We start from the raw sequence: 17646 nt of genomic DNA on the forward strand, positions 1-17646 counted from the left end.
CATAAGTCAAGGGAGGCTCTTCCATGAAGAAAAAAGAAATGGTAGCCATGCTATTGGCTGGAGGCCAAGGCAAAAGATTGAAAGGTTTAACCAAATCGCTTGCCAAGCCCGCTGTCTATTTTGGGGGCACTTATCGGATTATCGACTTTCCTTTAAGTAACTGCTCCAATTCGGGTATTGATACTGTCGGTGTATTGACACAGTATGAGCCACTTATACTACATTCTTACATCGGAGTAGGCAGTGATTGGGATTTGAACCGTAAGAATGGTGGAGTATTCGTATTGCCACCGCATGAACGTGAGAATGGAAGCAGCTGGTATCGGGGAACAGCCGATGCGATTTATCGAAATCTTAAATTTGTAGATCAGTTCGACCCCGAGCATGTCCTTATTCTATCCGGTGATCACATTTATAAAATGGATTATCATGCTATGCTGCAATACCACAAGGAGAGAAACGCAGATTGCACGATTTCTGTGATTGACGTTCCGCTGGAGGAAGCAAGTCGATTTGGAATCTTAAATACGGAGGACGATCTGAAAATTTACGAATTTGAGGAAAAGCCTGCACAGCCAAAAAGCACGCTAGCTTCTATGGGTGTGTACATCTTTAAATGGGAAATTCTCCGCAAGCATTTACTGGAGGACGGAGAGAATATAGGATCATCTCACGATTTTGGTAAAGATATCATTCCTTTGATGCTGGAAGACGGGAACTCTTTATTTGCGTACCCTTTTGAAGGGTATTGGAGAGACGTTGGTACGGTAGCAAGCCTGTGGGAAGCGAATATGGATTTACTGAGCGATAATCCACCGCTTAATCTAAATGATCCCAGCTGGCGCATATTTACACGCAATCCGAATCAACCCGCCCAATATGTCGCACCTGGGGCGAAAGTGTCAGGATGCATTATTAATGAAGGCTGCATTGTGCATGGTGAAGTGAAGCACTCGGTTCTTTTTTATGGCGTAGAAGTAGGTGAAGGCAGTGTGATTACGGACTCCGTAATTATGCCTAAGGTTAAGATTGGTAAGAACGTACGCATTCATAAAGCGATTATTAGTGAGAATACGGTAATCGACGATTATATGGAAATAGGCATCGAGCGGGAGAACGAGAACGAAATTCTGCTGATCGACAATAAAAGCAAGAAACGTAAATCAGCTGTGGCCAAAACCATATAATCAAGCTAAAACGCCTTCGGCGTCCTTCTAGGGACGGTAAGCGTTTATGCGAGATTTATAAGGATAAAGTATATAGTGAAACTTATACTTTCTTATAAATTATAAGAGGACGGTGGATTCCGATGAAGCAACTCATGGGTGTAATTAATCTGGATCATGAACTCGATAAACTAAATGAACTCACTTATTTCCGCTGTGGTGCAGCCGTACCTTTTGCCAGTCGTTATCGGTTGATAGATTTTGTGCTTTCCAATATGATGCGTGCGGATCTGGAGAGCGTGGGCCTGTTTGTTCGCCGTAAATATCGTTCTTTAATGGACCATTTGGGTGACGGGAAATCTTGGGATATGAATCGCAAGCATGGGGGACTATTTATTTTGCCTCCGGACTGGAATGATCCCACCGATACTTCTCTTGGCGACCTTCAGCATTATCATAATAATCTGGATCTTTTTAAACGGGGATCTGCTAAATATATTGTGTTTTCCGGTAGCCAGCATATTAATACTATCGATCTCCAGGACTTGTACAGCTATCATTTGGAGAAGGGTGCCGACGTTACAGTAGTATACAAAAAAATAGAGCAGTTGCAGCCAGAACATGAGTTATGCCAGCGTATTGAAGTGGACGAAGAGAATAATGTGACCAATATCCATCATGAGAAGGATCATCCCAATTTATATCTCGATATCTTCATTATGGAGAAAAAACTGTTCCTGGAGCAGGTGGAACATTGCATTGCACATGGTGAGAGTTATTTTTTCCGTGATGTGATTCAGAAAAACCGCCATAAATTCAAAATCGCTGCTTATGAATATCATGGCTATCATGCCGTAATTAATTCGTTGGAAAGCTATTATAAGAATAGTCTGGAGCTGCTTCAGCAGGAGAATTACTTTAGTCTGTTCAAAGAAAGTCCCGTGCAGACGAAGATTAAATATGAGGCTCCTACCCGATATTTAGAAAGCGCAAATGTCAGCAATTCACTGGTGGCTAACGGCTGCATTATAGCTGGAACGGTGGAGAACAGCGTGATCTTTCGTGGGGTTCAGGTACGTAAAGGAGCGAAGATCATCAATTCTGTAATTATGCAGAAGTGCATTATAGAGGAAGATGCTGTTATTGAGAATGTGATCATGGATAAGGACGTACATTTAAGTAAGAATCGAATTCTCGTCGGGGATAGTAAACGTCCATTTGTGATCGCCAAGAGCAGCAAAATATAAACCAACTGGATTAGATGAAACGAAACAGTATAACCTATCTGATCTACAGGCATAGTCTAATGCATCCCTAAAAAAAGCTTTTGTCAGGAGGAACCTGCTGTTGTTTAACGATAAAGAAACTTTCAAACAGGTGTTTCGCGAGACGCTCATCAGTAAATTGGGCAAACCTTTGGAGGAAGCCTCGAATGCTGATGTCTATAAAATATTAGGCAACATGATTCGCGAGAATGCCGGGAAAAATTGGGCGGATACCAATCAAAAGTACAAGACGGATAAGGATAAGCAGGTATACTATTTTTCTATGGAGTTTCTGATCGGAAGACTTCTGGGGAACAATCTGCTGAATATGGGCGTGCTGGAGGTCGTGCGTGAGGGATTGGCCGATCTTGGTTTCTCGCTGCAGGATATTGAGGAGGTAGAAGCCGACGCTGGGCTTGGCAATGGAGGACTTGGACGTCTAGCTGCTTGTTTCTTGGATTCACTGGCCTCCCTGCAATATGCGGGGCATGGTTGCGGTATACGTTATAAATACGGCTTGTTCGAGCAGAAAATCGTTGACGGGTATCAGGTGGAACTGCCCGATTACTGGCTGCAAAATGATAATGTATGGGAAGTGCGTCGTGAAGACAAGCAGGTAGAAGTAAGGTTCTGGGGCGTGATTGAGACTCGCGAGGAGAACGGGCGGCTTATCTTTGAGCATAGTCAATATGAGGCCGTTCGTGCAGTTCCGTATGATGTGCCTATCATTGGTGCAGATCGGCGGCATGTGAATACACTGCGCAACTGGAGTGCGGAGTCCATCACTCAGCCAGCGAGAACATTTGGCTCTTTTGCGGGTTCAGACTATCATAAATTCCTGGAATATAAGCGTTCCGTAGAATCCATCTCGGAGTTTCTGTATCCGGATGATTCACAATACGAAGGCAAGCTGTTGCGGTTGAAGCAGCAATACTTCCTCTGCAGTGCTGGCCTGCAAAGTATTCTGCGAACCTTTGGAAAGCTTGGACTCCCTATACAATCGTTGCCCGACAAGGTTGCACTTCATATCAATGATACACATCCGACGCTTGTAATCCCTGAATTGCTGCGGATTCTGATGGATGTACATGGATTAGGATGGGATGAGGCGTGGAGTATTACAACTCGTATGGTGTCCTATACTAATCATACGATCTTGAGCGAAGCGCTGGAGAAATGGCCTATTCAAATGGTCAGGGACTTGCTTCCACGTATTTTTCTTATTATTGAAGAGATCAATGCCCGCTTCTGCGGCGAGCTGATGAGCCGTTATCCCGGTGATCAGGACCGGATTTCACAGATGGCGATTATTCATGACGATCAGGTTCGCATGGCCCATCTGGCGATTGTGGCGAGCCATAGTGTCAATGGGGTAGCGGCGCTGCATACAGAAATATTGATGAAACGCGAAATGCGGCTTTTTAATGAAATGTACCCGCACCGCTTCAATAATAAGACGAATGGGATTACTCACCGGCGCTGGCTGATGCATGCCAATCCGGATCTGGCTAACCTTATCAATCAATCGATAGGAACCCGCTGGATGAGCCATCCGCAAGAAATGATTGGCTTGATTAAATATTGTGAGGATGCTTCCTTCCAAGAACAAGTGGCCAGCATTAAACGGCGGAATAAGCTCAAGTTGGCTGAATACATCTACAGCAAGCATTCAGTACATGTAGACCCCGACTCTATCTTTGATGTTCAGGTGAAGCGCCTGCATGCTTATAAGCGGCAGCTGCTTAATATTTTGCATATTCTGCATATGTACAACCAAATCAAAGATAATCCTTCGATGGATATGGTACCGCGCACGTTTATATTCGGAGCAAAGGCGGCACCAAGCTATCATTTGGCGAAGCGAATTATCAAGCTGATCAATACTGTGGCAGAGGCTGTCAACAACGATCCGGATGTTAGAGGCAAGATTCGTATCTTTTTCCTTGAGAATTATTCGGTATCTTTGGCCGAGAAAATCATTCCTGCTGCGGATATTAGTGAACAGATCTCTACAGCGAGTAAAGAGGCCTCCGGTACGGGGAATATGAAGTTTATGATGAACGGTGCATTGACCGTAGGTACGATGGACGGCGCTAACGTGGAAATGCATGAGATGGTAGGGGACAACAATATGTTCCTGTTCGGTCTTCGCGCTGAGCAGGTAATGGATTATTATCAGCATGGCGGCTATCACGCACGTGATATCTACAATGGGGATAGCCGTGTGAAGGAAGTATTGGATCAGTTGGTTAATCCGGGACCTATATGCTGTCATGGTGCGGAGTTTGAGACCATTTTCCATTCTCTTTTGGATAATAACGATGAATTCTTTGTGCTTAAGGATTTCGCAAGTTATGTCGAGACTCATGTCGAGATTGACCGGGCATACCGCAACCGTCAGGAATGGCTGAAGAAGTCTATTATAAATATTGGCCATTCCGGTAAATTCTCTAGCGATAATACGATTAGCCGCTACGCCGCGGAGATTTGGAATATCAGTCCGGTACGGCTATAGGCTCAACAAGATTAGGCTGTCTTATAAGTAGGAGATTCCTACAAATGAGACAGCCTATTTCTTATGCTTTATAAGGCAGAGCTGCTTTAGATAACTTCCGATACCAGGGCAGCGAACCGCTCTAGGAACCGGCGTTCCTCATCATCAAAACGATCTTTCAGCGGACTGTCGATATCGAGTACGCCAAGCAAACGATCATCCTTGATCAGCGGTACAACAATTTCGCTGTTTGAAGCGGCGTCACAGGCGATATGTCCCGGGAATGCATGGACATCTCCAACTACTAGCGTGCGTCGTTCCGCAGCAGCCGTTCCGCAGACTCCACGAGACAACGGGATGCGGATGCAGGCAGGAAGACCTTGGAAAGGTCCGAGCACAAGCTCCTTGCCATCAAATAAATAAAAACCGGCCCAATTCGTATCCGGCATAGCGTGTTTAAGCAGTGCCGAAGCATTGGCCAGGTTGGCCGTAGCACTTGGTTCGTCCTTTACTAATGCTTCTAGTTGGATTAGAACCGCTTCAAACTGCTCGTTGCGTGTTCCATCGTAAGGCATAGCTTGAAACATGAAGCATCACCTTCCTGTACTTTAAATTCAAATATGAACTCCTAACTGTAATTATCAACATAGTACAGCTAGACATGATACGTCAAGCGACAATACCAATCTGTAACAATATGGAATGTTCCTTGAAGTCCATGAAATGCGCAACAGCCACAATAATGTTTCCGAGGATCGGTCAGAGGGTAATGCTAGTATAAATACCGAAGGCTATATAGCCGGAAGAGGTGGAATATGCGCGCTGATGTACAGAACTTGTTCATAGGAATTCATATGCTTTATTGTGCACGGGATAAAGATGTGACGATCTCAGAGATGCTGCTCGGACTTGAAGATCTGGGGTATCGTGTAGGAGAACGCGAAGTGAAACAGGAATTGGAAAAGCTGACACTGGACAACTTTCTGACTGCCCATACCGAAGGGTACAGTATTACGGGGACTGGAATTGAAGAGTTCAAGGATATTCGAGCCAAACTTCAGGTGTTATGCAGTGAAGTTATTCATGAAGCGGAATGAAATCATTGTAGTTAAGTTTAATAAAAAGCGTCTGTATTAAGGGAGTGTATGCCCCCTGATGCAGACGTCTTTTTATGTTAACGCGTAGAATTTGTTCTTTTCAATGTTAAAGAATTTAGAACTTTTATCTTAAGGATATACTCTTGAATGATGTATAATTGATAAGTTGAAGGGGGGCAGAGATTTGTATATCTGCAATGGAGTGATACCCACACTGGTCGGCAGTAGATTGAAGCTGTGCGCTATGACTACTGAGCATGCTTCAGCATTATATCAGATCTGGTCTCATCCAGAGGTCACCCGCTGGCTGGGGGCTCCAGCATTATCCTCTATAGAAGAGACTAAGCAACTGATTGCTTTTTTATTACAGATGGCTCAGGAAGAGGAGAGCTTGCGCTGGAGTATTGTAGGACCCGAAGGTGAAGTTATAGGGAGCTGCGGTTATAACTATTGGCAGTTGCAGGGAGCTTACCGCGGGGAAATTGGCTGCGATCTGGCGCCTGCCTTTTGGGGACTTGGATATATGAAAGAAGCGCTTGGTTTAGTGCTCGACTTCGGCTTTAATAGGATGGGGCTGAATCGGATAGAAGCGCTGTGTCATCCTGATAATAATCGTGCGGAGAGGCTGGTTCAAACGCTCGGCTTTCAGAAGGAAGGTATACTGCGTCAATATCGCCAGACACCTTCCGGCTTTCAGGATGTGACCCTACATGCGCTTCTACGTGGGGAATGGGAATGATTTTATTACATAAAGAGAGGGTTTGGAACATTGAAGTCAACAGGGGATTTAGAACGTAAATTAATACTGATAGGGGTGCTGCTAGCTACCTTTCTAGCTGCGATTGAAGGAACGGTAACAGGACCAGCGGGTCCAGCTATCGTAGGTGAATTTCAGGGAATGCAGTGGCTTAGCTGGATATTCACTTCTTATTTGCTGGCAATGGCTATTACTACTCCTATTTTCGGCAAAATCAGTGATCTCTTTGGACGCAAGCCGGTGTTCATGTGGGGAGCAGCTGTTTTTTTATTAGGCTCGTTATTATGCGGTATTTCGCAAAGTATGGAGCAGCTGATCCTGTTCCGTGCAATACAGGGGATTGGCGCGGGTGCGCTCATTCCAATGACCTTTACCATCATCGGGGATATTTACAGTATCGAGGAGAGAGCGAAGACACAAGGATTACTTAGCTCTGTATGGGGGATTTCCTCTTTGGTAGGTCCTCTTCTTGGGGGATATGTAGTAGATTACCTAAGCTGGCGCTGGGTATTTGTTTTTAATCTGCCATTCGGTTTATTAGCAATGGTATTTATTGCCCGTTATCTGAAGGAAGAGAAGGTACGTCGGAAAGCACAAATTGATGTGGCAGGGGTGCTGCTGTTCGCTGCTGGTATGGGCGCATTGCTCTTCGGTCTCTCCACAGGAGGACAGAATCTGGAGTGGACATCCCCACTGCTAATCGCAACTCTAAGTGTGGCTGTTATCCTGCTAGTCTTATTTTTCTTTGTGGAGCGTCGTGCTCCTGAACCTATGTTGCCGCTGGGTCTATTCTCGAACCGCAACATAGCGGTATCTACTGGCGCTAACCTGCTGGTAAGCACATTAATTATTGGGCTTTCTACGTATGTGCCATTATGGGTGCAGGGTGTATCCGGAAAAAGCGCCGCCATCTCAGGTTTGCTATTGGCGCCGATGTCGGTAGGCTGGATGTTTGGTTCGATCGCCGGAGGGCGGATGATTCTAAAAGCAGGCTCGCGTCGAACCGCAATGCTTGGGTTGATTATGATCGCTGCCGGGGCTATTGGCCTGGCTTTCTTAACAGGTGAGTCTTCACAGCTGCTGCTTTTATGCTTGATGCTGGTCTGTGGAGTTGGCTTTGGGTATTCTTCTACAGTCTTTACGATTATTGCGCAGTCCTCTGTTGCGTATGAGCAACGGGGAGCATCTACAGCGCTTAATGCGTTCACGCGTTCTTTAGGACAGACTGTTGGGGTGGCTATTTTTGGTTCTTGGCTGAACTTGAATATTGATAAGCTGTTAAGAAAACAACCGGATTCGAACATCTCAGGAGATGATATTAATAAGCTGCTTGGATCGCATGCAGGAACTAACCTGTCTGGGGAAGTATCAAATAGTTTGCGTGATGCCCTTGAAGGTGGTCTTCATTCATTATTTATCGTAATGGCAGTTTTCGCTGTTTTGTCGCTGATAATATCCTGGGGTTTGCGCAAGGGTGTGCCTTCAGTAGAGGATGCTACATCGTCCTTGAAAAAGGCATAACTTATTAGGTAGATAGCGTGTTAAAGTGGTTGAACCATACGAATTGACTCTTGGAGTGGCGTACGGAGTGACACATAGAATGACGCATGGAGAGACACATGGACTAACGGACGGAGTAGCACATGGAATCACGCACGGAATAACGGACGGTGGCACGCCAGATTGATGTAACCTCTAGAGTAGAGAGTCGATGGAAGCAGTGGATAGACGCGTTTAGTTGTATTTCGTACAACTATAATCCTGCTGGTAACTTTTTCAATGGATATAGCTGTATTTAGTACACCTATTTTCTTGATTTACTCGCCTAGGGGTGGTTTGTCTGGTTTTTAATTGTACAGAATACACTTAAAGTTAGAATGAGCGGATTTGCATACGAAATAGCTGTATAGAATGCAGTTATTCCCTAAGTTACTGCTCAGGTTCATCAAGATCCGGCGCTGAAAATATAGCGGGTTACATCAAAAGTGAATTTTACCGAGAGCGATAGTAACGGTCAGCTGAAAGGGACGCCCAATCGGAAGCGTGCTCGCCAAGTCTAATCGGAATCGTGCTCGCAAGTCCCGCCTGCCGAATAAGGATGACTATGATCCGAGGGTTGCCAAAAGCGGACCTCAAAGTCCGTCTTCGGCATCGACTTACCGATCATCTGCTCAAGTAAGCCGGCGCAGAACAAAAAAACCAATAGGCGATTCTCAAATAAATCGGAGAATCGCCTATTGGTTTTCTTTTTACCATTAACAGAAATCAATAACAGCTTGTCTGTAACACATAAATAAGCGACTCTTACTTACGGGGAAGAGGGGACAGCTTCTCAGCTTGTAGACCCATCTTTTTGAGGAGAACAATCATTTGTTCCTTCTCATCATCATTCAGACCGCTGAAAGCAAGATGCAGGCGTTCTGAATATTTCGGATACATCTCATTCATGAGACGTTCACCTTCCGTAGTCAGCTCCGCAAAAATCACGCGGCGGTCGCTCGGACAAGGCTTACGCTGCAAATAGCCGCGTTCCTCAAGCTTATCGATTACGTAAGTAACGTTGCCGCTTTGCAGCAGCAGCTTGGCGCCAATTTGTTGAATGGGTTGTGGTCCCTTATAGTACAACACTTCCATAACGGCAAAGGCAGTCGGATTAAAACCTTCAATTTTGCTGCCGGTAACAGCATGTTCATTAATGCTCTTAAAAGACTTGGCAAATACCCGGTACAAATGTAGTGTTAATTGCGTATCACGTTCGTAAGATTGTATCATGCTTCTCCACCCTCTATCGTTAATCATGTGTGAACTCATCGCACAGTTTGCAATCAATAGTCATTAGTGCACGGGTTACCTGTGCAACGAACCTTGAGATAACCTTAGAATACGTGAAAGAGCGAATGAAGAACATGTGATTTGTCACAATGAGCACACTTTTAATTATTAAAAATCAAACAATTTTTTAAATACGATAAAAACGAAGGTTTTTTTGATTTCAGTCTTTGAAAGGATAAGAATTTCAGCCTTAGGTTCAAGCACTATTTACGCCTCCAGACGGATGATTGATGTTCTCCAATATTTTACTATTACTTCATCGAGAAATAGTAACGGGGAGTGAAGTAAGATGGAGGAACAGCTGGCTCATGATTCAAAAGAAGGAAAGCTGACGGCGAATAAGCCCTTTATGCTGCTTATTGCCGCACAGCTTGTATCGAATGTGGGAGACTGGTTGCATATACTAGCGCTACTGACAATGGTAGGTTTTAAATGGAATGCTACACCGTGGGAAATTACGGCTATATCTTTATGTATGGCTGTGCCGTTGCTCTTGGGAGGGCCGTTTGCAGGTTATTTAAGTGACCGGTTTAACCGCAAGGCGCTGATGATTGGTTCCGATCTTGCTCGTGCCGGAATCGTTGTTTGTTTGGTATTTGCAGGTTCTCTCTGGCAGGTATATGTCCTGTTGGTAGCTAAAGGGATCATGGATGTACTCTTTTCACCAGCCAAAAGCGGAAAGCTCAAGGAGCTTGTCCCTGCGGCCCAGATGGATAAAGCCATGGCGCTTAGCTCATCTATTGAACAAATAACTAAAATTGTAGGTCCTGCTCTCGGTGGACTGCTGGTTGCCGCATTTGGTATTGCTGCTTGTTATGTGATTGACTCGGCTACCTTCATTTTATCGGCGGTCATCTTAATAGGACTGCCGCGTACGGCTGCACTGAAGAAAGATGCAGCAGAGGATAGCACAGGGGAGAATGGTGCTCGGAAGTCTTTTCGCCAAGAAATGTCGGCGGGTCTGCAGGTGATCGTGGGAATGCCTGTAGTGCTTTGCGGGATTGCTATGCTGGTGCTAGTGCTGCTAATGCTGCAAATTGGTGATTCGCAGATTGTAACGTTATTCCGGGAAATTCCGGGTGTGAACGGAGATCTGCTGGGTTGGTGTGTGGCAGCCAGTGGTCTTGGCACCTTACTGTCAGCCCTGCTTGTAAGCCGTATAGGCAGTGGTAAACATACGCTCGTCTTCATGGGATTGGGAGCTGTAATTATGGGGGGTGTTTTCTCAAGTGCAGGAATTGTAACTGCCCACGGTCAGGCTGGACTCTGGATGAACATCGCTTTGTTTGGTTCTTTTATGTTTGCTGGTGTGGGGGCAGGCCTTGCGTTTATTCCCTTCAATTCTATGCTGCAACAGCGGACCCCTGCGGAATACACGGGCCGTGTATTTGGAACTATAGGCAGTCTAACAAGTGCGGCTGTTATCTTAGGACCTGTAGCCGGTGGGGCTTTAGTTACAGCGTCAGGACCTGTCCCGGCGTTCATTCTCTCTGGTACGCTTACAGCCCTGCTTGGAGTGTTGCTGTTAATGCTGCGTGGTAAAATCGAGCGGAGAGATGAAGCGGCAATTAAACGTGAGGAAGGAATTTCAGCAACAAATAACCTAGAGCTTCTCGGACAGACCTCTCTTTAATGGGAGGTTTCTTTTTAAATATAAGAGTAGTTCTCTTAGCTGTGAAAAAATCAGTATGCTTCCTTGGAGAAAGTATATATAGTACGATTAGAGAAGCTATCTTTCTGGATTGGAATTTCGATAATAATATTTATAAGAAATATTTAGGAGTTGGCGAATATGGAGAATGTAGAAATAACAGGGGATACCGAGAGCGACGAAGAGATTGTACTCGATGTTGAGATCGATGAAGCAGGCTATGAAGCAGGTGCCCCATGCATATTCGATATTTCATTTCAGGTGCGGCGTGGACAGCTGCTCGGACTGATCGGACCAAATGGTGCGGGAAAAAGTACTACAATCAAAACATTGCTCGGTTTGCTTAAGAATACCAAAGCTAAGGTCTCCTTTAATGGAGTTAATAAGTCCTATGCTTATGTACCGGAGCAGCCGGTGTTTTATGAGGATCTGACCTTATGGGAGCACTTAGATTTGGCTGCTGCTGCTTATGGACTAAAATATGAGCAGTTTCAAGAAACGGCGGAGAGATTACTGAAGCAGTTCGGTATGAATCATGTCCGTGATGATCTTCCAGCTGGCTTCTCTAAGGGTATGAAACAGAAAATGATGCTGATGCTGGGCTTTTTGGTACAGCCGGATGTTTATATTGTGGACGAGCCTTTTATCGGCTTGGATCCTCGGGCCACTAAAGATTTCCTGCGACTGCTGGAAGCGGAGCGGCAGCGCGGAGCTGGTGTATTAATGTCTACGCATGTATTGGATACTGCTGAGAAAATTTGCGATGATTTTGTGCTGATCTCGGGTGGCAGGGTTGCCGCTGCAGGAACGCTTGAAGATATACGTGATTATGCTGGGCTGCCGGAGGCGTCGTTGTTTGATTGCTTCGACGAACTGACATGAGTAAGCAGAAGCAGCGAGGGTTTGCTTTTCCTACCTCCAAAAAGCTATTCTGGCGGCGATTATTTTCTCATTGGCGTGAGCAATCTGCTATTATTCGTACGGCAGCCGATTGGACTGTGCTGTTATATATACTGATTCCCGGAGGATTTCTGGGAGGACGGTTATATTACGGGTTCTGGAATGAGGCACTGCCAGCTTGGAGTGCAGATTTGCCGTTTATGTTGATTCCTTCATTATTAGTGCTCCTGCTCTGTAGAGGTGGACTGGTGCTATTATTGCAGGAAGGGGATCTATTATTTCTAAGACAACGGCAGCGATGGATAAATACGATCATGTTTCGCGGGTTGCAGTACAGCCTGATCGTAACATCGTTGAAGTTCTGTGTAGCTTTTGTGCTGTTATTACCTTTCCTGGTTCGGGGATATGGAATGCTGTCATCCGAGGTATGGGCGCTGTTCGCTCTAACTCTGGCATGTAGCTGGTGCGTTAAATTACTTGGGCATATTGTAAAAGTACAAAAGCAAGGCTGGCGGCGCTGGCTGTGGCTGTTTCTGGCCATCTCCGTTCCCTGTGGGATTTATTTCCGTGCAGCTGCGTTTTGGAACAACCGTCCAGTTTTTATGCTGCTGATTGCAGCACTCTTTGCAGTCGTAGCGGTAATCGCTCTTCAGCGGCGTATAGTGATGCGTGGGACATTCATGAACGATGTGCGTGAAGATTATAAGCAGCGGATGAAAATAGCGGCCCTATTGCTCCGCGGCGTACTGGATAAGCCGCGTCCGACCCGCCATAAGCCGTGGATTTTCCGGAAATCACAGCCTTTGCTAAAATCAAAAACTGCCGAGAGCCGTTTCTCTGCGGCAGCGATTAAGGCACTTGTACGGAATCCGGCCCATTTAAAGCTCTACTTATCGTTTACTGCTGTGTCCCTTCTAGCGATATTTATCATTCCATCAGGGTTCAAATGGCTGGGCTTTATAGTTTTAGTTTCCCTCATGACCAATTGGCTGTTGTCGTTCTGGTCGTTATTCGTGGGAGATGATTACATCGGAATTCTGCCGTTTACGAAAGAACAAAAAGCCGAAGCGGGGCTGCGTGCGGTCCCTATCTTACTGTTTCCTTTTTCAATCATTTGTTCTGCGCTGATCTGTATTTCCTTATATGGATGGTTTGGGATTATCCTGTTCATCCCGCTAGGTTATATCGTTGCACTGTTTAGCTCTAGAATATTTGGAACATTTCGCTTAGCGAAATAAAGATATAAATAGAACGGAAGAGTGCCCCATAAGCCGTAAAAAGGCTGCTGGGGCACTCTTCTTTTTTTGTCTTGATTCGATCTATTGCACGCACGTACGTATGAGGTACCTAGCTAGCCTATCGGACACAGCTGCCCCTAAACATACTATTTTTCCACTTTTAGGATGCTAACGGACTCCATAGTTGCTATTGCCATGAAAAACACCATATATGAGCCTCATTATAAGGAATAGCGTCGTTGGAGTCCGAAACCCTGCCAATAAGGTGAAAAATACGCAAATAACGTCATCTGGGTCCGAAGCCGCAGTAGCTGATTAGGCAGACGCTCCACATAGCTAACGAACCCAAAACAGAGGAGCGATTCTCCAATTAATGAGAGAATGGCGCGGTCCGCCATTTTCAAAGCAGTAAGCTGCTTGGAGGATATTCACGTTGCACTAGAGATTATCCCAGTCGAATGTCAGCGGCGTGTTTGCCTGCTGTATATCCTGTTGAGAAGGCCGCTGTTATATTGTAGCCTCCTGTATAGCCATGGATATCGAGTACCTCGCCGCAGAAGAATAACCCCGGCATAAGCTTCGATTCCATTCTTTTGGGATCGATCTCCTTCAGATTTACCCCACCGCCGGTAACAAAGGCCTCGGATAGGGAACGGGTGCCATGCACATAAACTGGCATGCGTTTCAAAATCCCAGCCAATAGAAGCAATCCATTCTTGGAGACGTGATGACCGGTTGTATCCCCATCTAATTCAGCTTTAGTCAGCAAGAGGGGGATGAGACGTTCTGGCAACAGTCCTTTCAGCGAATTGCGGATCGCTTTCTTTGGTTCCTGATCCAGCTTATCCTGCAACATAGATTCTACTTCCTGTGCGTTCAGATCAGGGAAGAGATCGATGGACATCTCCACCGTATCTGTGCCGGATTTACGTTGGACTTGTCTCAGAAATTGGCTGCACCGCAGTGCAATGGGTCCTGATAATCCAAAATGGGTGAATATCATATCCCCTCGATGAGAGATGACTTTCTTTCCTTTAGGATTCCACACAGTAAGGACCACATCACGTAACGACAGACCTTGCAGCTCGCCGGACTTAATCCATTCTTCCCGTGAAAGAATCGGCACCTCTGTCGGGAACAGCTCGGTGATCGTGTGCCCTGCGGCTTCTGCCCAAGGGTAACCATCTCCCGTGGAGCCGGTCTGTGGTACGGACTTGCCTCCGGTAGCGATGATAACAGCAGTGCAGGCGATCGTCTTGCCCGAGCTCAGCTGGACTCCCTTAACAGCCCCTTCGTTATAGATTATTCTTGAGACGGGACTGTCGGTCATAATCTGTACGCCTAGACTCCGTACTTTGCTAATTAAGGCAGAGACGACACTAGAGGCCTTATCGGAAACGGGAAACATCCGCCCGTTATCTTCTTCTTTTAATGCAATGCCTAAACCTTCAAAAAAGGCGATGATATCCTGGTTATTAAAATGGTCGAAGGCACTATACAAAAAACGCCCGTTTCCTGGAATATGGGCGATTAGCTCGTCTCTTTCCTTGATGTTGGTAACATTGCAGCGTCCGCCACCAGATATTCCGAGCTTTCGGCCTAGTTTTGCTCCCTTGTCGATTAGCAGAACGGATGCCCCGTGTTCTGCAGCGGCCACGCTTGCCATTAGACCCGAAGGGCCGCCCCCAATGACGATCACATCGTAATTGCTCATGAAATTTAACTCCTTTACATGTTAAGACACGGAAGCCTATTCCGCGGGTATTCCTAACGGAATCATACCATTCTGATTCACATGTAACCAGTCTTGTCCAATCATTAGGTGATTATCGTTGTCAGGAGAGTAATCCTGTGCTTTAATCTAAGCATGTAGGGTAATTTGTCCATTTTGGGGTGTGATTGTAATTATGGGTGCGGTTAAGGATATCTTATTGCAAATATCGGCAGCATGCTCCTTTCTTTTTCTTTTTCAATGGTGGGTGGACCGTAGATTTGTGACACGGAAAAAGGGGAAGCTTCCAAATGATCAGACCTTTTTGATTTTGGCGTGTACGTTTAGTCTTATCCTGTGCTCTCTTCTTTCGACAACTTTGTTTGGTGTAGCCTATTTAAATTTAGGATTAATCCCTGCGTATATTGGTATTTTATATGGAACTACTCGTTCGGGCATTTTGCTGTCCATTTTTTTGCTTATCTGCAATGTAATCATCGCGGAGCCTACAGGAATCAGTAATGTGATATTGAATTCAGGGATTTTATTATATCCGCTACTGTTTGGACTGGCCAAACCTTTTAAGAAAGGTACAGTAGTTGAGAAGATCGGTATGTTATGGATGATTCTTTGTCCAAGCATGCTATTTATTGCGTTAGTCCCTATTATAGGCGGGAAAAATATATATGAATCTAATTCCGTGCAAGCATTTCTGATTACGGTATATCTGTTTTTCACCATCGCTTTAGGTGGTATTTTTGTATATTATGTTGAGATGGTTAGAAGTAGATTGCAGGATAAAGTACAGATGGAGAATATCAGTGAAAGTTTCCAGTGGGAGTCCGAGAAGCTGCAGCAGATTACCAATGTAGTCCCTCTGAGTATTATGTCTCTGGATGAACACGGAGTTGTAACTGACCTTAACGATTGCATGTTAGGAATGATGCGGGCTCATTATCCCAATTTGCGAAAAGAGGATATTATTGACGAACCGGTAAAAAAGTTTTTTCACAGCTCAGTGGATACACAGGCATATATGCGGGTAAGTGATAATATCCGCTCTAAACGGCGTTCCAGTGAAAAAATGATTCATGAGTCGCGCATCTATCAGATTTATTCAGCGCCGTTAATGCATAAGAGCTCAGGGGTAACAAGTGGTGCTGTAATTATTGTGCAGGATATGACCAATGAGGAAAAACTACGTGTAGAGCTCGATCATGTGGAACGTTTGAGCTTGGTCGGGCAGATGGCTGCTGGAATTACCCATGAGATTCGTAATCCTATGGCGGTAGTTCGGGGTTTTTTGCAGCTGATGAGAGAAAAGAGTGCTCAAGAATTGGATTCTTATTATCAGATTGTGATGGAAGAGCTGGACCGCGCTAATAGTATTATTAATGATTTTTTATCCTTGGCACAGAGCCGGGTTTCTGATAAAGAGAAGGTGCTGCTGCACCATATTATAGAAGAAGTTAGTCCATTGCTGTGGGCTGATGCTAATCTTCGCGGTCAAAGTGTTGAACTGAAGCTGAGCCCATCACTGCATGAATTAGAGCTGAATGTCCGGGAAATCAAGCAGCTCATACTCAATTTAGGACGCAACGGCATGGAGGCTATGGGACCTAAGGGGGTGCTGACGCTGGAAACACGCAGTACTCATGATAAAGTGGAGTTGATTGTCACCGATAGCGGCGTTGGTATGTCAGAAAGTCAACGTGAGAAGCTGTTTCTTCCCTTTTTTACGACGAAAATCCAGGGAACAGGTCTAGGCTTATCCTTGTGCCTAAGTATTGTGGAGCGGCATAACGGTAAAATAAATGTAGAGTCTGTAGAAGGAGAGGGGACGGTATTTACGATCTCCTTCCCATTGGATAAGGAGGAACCCAGCGGGGTTCGCTCTTAGATTGAATCACCCTCTACAGCATCTCTTGCTTTCACAGAGTATGAATGTATAATAAAGTTAGTAAGTACTGCTGTAATATTATCTGACAAACAGTTGAAAAGTGAAGGAGAGTGCAGAGAAATGTCCATGTCTTTTAATCAATATATGAGAGATTCAATTCAGCCTATGCGTGATGACCTGACAAGTATCGGGTTTCAGGAGCTTATGACTCCAGAAGAGGTGGAAGCTACTCTTCCAACCGCAAAAGGAACATCGCTTGTAGTCGTAAATTCGGTCTGTGGTTGTGCTGCTGGACAATGTCGTCCAGGTGTAGCTCAGGCTTTGCAAAATGAAATCACTCCGGATCACTTGTTCACAGTGTTTGCAGGTCAAGAGAAAGAAGCTACTGCTAAAGCACGTGAATATTTTGCTCCTTATCCGCCATCCTCACCTTCCATCGCACTGATGAAGGATGGAGAACTCGTTCACTTTATTGAACGTCATGGCGTAGAAGATCGTTCGGCTGCTGAAATTGCTGCTGAATTGAAAGAGGTCTTCAATCGTTTGTGCCAGTAAAAACAGTTATTCCATATAATCTCGCATCAGCCGGCAAATCGGCTGCATGCGGGATTTTTCAAAATATAAGAGCAATAATG

Annotated in this window: 14 protein-coding genes; 11 read left to right on the forward strand and 3 right to left on the reverse strand. The window is 45.2% G+C overall.

Features of this window, described 5'->3' with window-relative positions; genetic code table 11:
* Positions 1-23: 23 nt before the first annotated feature.
* The 3 genes from MKZ16_RS02900 (at position 24) to MKZ16_RS02910 (ending at position 4946) form a co-directional block, all read left to right on the forward strand.
* Positions 24-1187 (forward strand): glucose-1-phosphate adenylyltransferase, encoded by a 1164-nt coding sequence (locus tag MKZ16_RS02900; protein ID WP_038568594.1) that lies wholly within the window; start codon positions 24-26, stop codon positions 1185-1187.
* Positions 1188-1309: 122 nt separating this feature from the next.
* Complete coding sequence (gene glgD, locus MKZ16_RS02905) at positions 1310-2413, forward strand: glucose-1-phosphate adenylyltransferase subunit GlgD (protein ID WP_036676786.1); 1104 nt, start codon at positions 1310-1312, stop codon at positions 2411-2413.
* A 100-nt stretch (positions 2414-2513) separates the two neighbouring features.
* Positions 2514-4946: a glycogen/starch/alpha-glucan phosphorylase gene (locus MKZ16_RS02910; RefSeq protein WP_076105958.1), complete on the forward strand. Its 2433-nt coding sequence runs from the start codon at positions 2514-2516 to the stop codon at positions 4944-4946.
* A gap of 86 nt (positions 4947-5032) precedes the next feature.
* Here MKZ16_RS02910 and MKZ16_RS02915 read toward each other — a convergent pair whose 3' ends face one another.
* Positions 5033-5512: a GAF domain-containing protein gene (locus MKZ16_RS02915; RefSeq protein ID WP_036676791.1), complete on the reverse strand. Its 480-nt coding sequence runs from the start codon at positions 5510-5512 to the stop codon at positions 5033-5035.
* A 228-nt stretch (positions 5513-5740) separates the two neighbouring features.
* Here MKZ16_RS02915 and MKZ16_RS02920 point away from each other — a divergent pair, with 228 nt between their 5' ends.
* The 3 genes from MKZ16_RS02920 (at position 5741) to MKZ16_RS02930 (ending at position 8300) form a co-directional block, all read left to right on the forward strand.
* Positions 5741-6022, forward strand: coding sequence for a hypothetical protein (locus MKZ16_RS02920; protein ID WP_036676794.1), 282 nt, complete (start codon positions 5741-5743; stop codon positions 6020-6022).
* A 184-nt stretch (positions 6023-6206) separates the two neighbouring features.
* The gene (locus MKZ16_RS02925; RefSeq protein WP_076105960.1) at positions 6207-6761 is read left to right on the forward strand and encodes a GNAT family protein; all 555 of its coding nucleotides are present in this window, start codon (positions 6207-6209) and stop codon (positions 6759-6761) included.
* Positions 6762-6791: 30 nt separating this feature from the next.
* Entirely contained in the window at positions 6792-8300 is a 1509-nt protein-coding gene (locus tag MKZ16_RS02930; protein ID WP_076101386.1) for an MDR family MFS transporter, read from the forward strand.
* A gap of 783 nt (positions 8301-9083) precedes the next feature.
* On the opposite strand, the gene MKZ16_RS02935 is transcribed toward MKZ16_RS02930, so the two are convergent.
* On the reverse strand, positions 9084-9551 hold the full coding sequence (locus MKZ16_RS02935; protein ID WP_036676802.1) for a MarR family transcriptional regulator: 468 nt from the start codon (positions 9549-9551) through the stop codon (positions 9084-9086).
* 349 nt (positions 9552-9900) lie between these two features.
* Here MKZ16_RS02935 and MKZ16_RS02940 point away from each other — a divergent pair, with 349 nt between their 5' ends.
* From MKZ16_RS02940 to MKZ16_RS02950, 3 genes are all read left to right on the forward strand, one after another.
* Positions 9901-11244 carry an MFS transporter gene (locus tag MKZ16_RS02940; protein ID WP_076105963.1) on the forward strand — a complete coding sequence of 448 codons (1344 nt, stop codon included), beginning with the start codon at positions 9901-9903 and terminating at the stop codon, positions 11242-11244.
* A 159-nt stretch (positions 11245-11403) separates the two neighbouring features.
* On the forward strand, positions 11404-12144 hold the full coding sequence (locus MKZ16_RS02945) for an ABC transporter ATP-binding protein (protein ID WP_036676805.1): 741 nt from the start codon (positions 11404-11406) through the stop codon (positions 12142-12144).
* The gene (locus MKZ16_RS02950) at positions 12141-13400 is read left to right on the forward strand and encodes an ABC transporter permease (protein ID WP_076105965.1); all 1260 of its coding nucleotides are present in this window, start codon (positions 12141-12143) and stop codon (positions 13398-13400) included. Before MKZ16_RS02945 ends, MKZ16_RS02950 begins: the two co-directional genes overlap by 4 nt.
* Positions 13401-13845: 445 nt before the next feature.
* Here the strand turns inward: MKZ16_RS02950 and MKZ16_RS02955 are convergent, their stop codons facing one another.
* Positions 13846-15114: an NAD(P)/FAD-dependent oxidoreductase gene (locus tag MKZ16_RS02955; protein ID WP_076105967.1), complete on the reverse strand. Its 1269-nt coding sequence runs from the start codon at positions 15112-15114 to the stop codon at positions 13846-13848.
* Positions 15115-15394: 280 nt separating this feature from the next.
* Between MKZ16_RS02955 and MKZ16_RS02960 the strand changes: the two genes are divergently transcribed.
* Positions 15395-17011, forward strand: a complete 1617-nt coding sequence (locus tag MKZ16_RS02960) for an ATP-binding protein (RefSeq protein ID WP_081394564.1) — start codon at positions 15395-15397, stop codon at positions 17009-17011.
* A gap of 120 nt (positions 17012-17131) precedes the next feature.
* Positions 17132-17566, forward strand: coding sequence for a BrxA/BrxB family bacilliredoxin (locus tag MKZ16_RS02965; protein WP_036676813.1), 435 nt, complete (start codon positions 17132-17134; stop codon positions 17564-17566).
* Positions 17567-17646: the final 80 nt, after the last annotated feature.

This window comes from Paenibacillus sp. FSL R5-0928 (assembly GCF_037970385.1).
GTDB classification, from domain to species: domain Bacteria; phylum Bacillota; class Bacilli; order Paenibacillales; family Paenibacillaceae; genus Paenibacillus_AQ; species Paenibacillus_AQ odorifer.

Excerpts from the sequence above, each read along its gene's own strand:
- MKZ16_RS02915 (WP_036676791.1), bottom strand. The coding sequence starts at position 5,512 with ATGTTTCAAGCTATGCCTTACGATGGAACACGCAACGAGCAGTTTGAA.
- MKZ16_RS02955 (WP_076105967.1), bottom strand. The coding sequence starts at position 15,114 with ATGAGCAATTACGATGTGATCGTCATTGGGGGCGGCCCTTCGGGTCTA.
- MKZ16_RS02965 (WP_036676813.1), top strand. The coding sequence starts at position 17,132 with ATGTCCATGTCTTTTAATCAATATATGAGAGATTCAATTCAGCCTATG.
- MKZ16_RS02900 (WP_038568594.1), top strand. The coding sequence starts at position 24 with ATGAAGAAAAAAGAAATGGTAGCCATGCTATTGGCTGGAGGCCAAGGC.
- MKZ16_RS02945 (WP_036676805.1), top strand. The coding sequence starts at position 11,404 with ATGGAGAATGTAGAAATAACAGGGGATACCGAGAGCGACGAAGAGATT.
- MKZ16_RS02920 (WP_036676794.1), top strand. The coding sequence starts at position 5,741 with ATGCGCGCTGATGTACAGAACTTGTTCATAGGAATTCATATGCTTTAT.
- MKZ16_RS02935 (WP_036676802.1), bottom strand. The coding sequence starts at position 9,551 with ATGATACAATCTTACGAACGTGATACGCAATTAACACTACATTTGTAC.
- MKZ16_RS02950 (WP_076105965.1), top strand. The coding sequence starts at position 12,141 with ATGAGTAAGCAGAAGCAGCGAGGGTTTGCTTTTCCTACCTCCAAAAAG.
- MKZ16_RS02940 (WP_076105963.1), top strand. The coding sequence starts at position 9,901 with ATGGAGGAACAGCTGGCTCATGATTCAAAAGAAGGAAAGCTGACGGCG.
- glgD (WP_036676786.1), top strand. The coding sequence starts at position 1,310 with ATGAAGCAACTCATGGGTGTAATTAATCTGGATCATGAACTCGATAAA.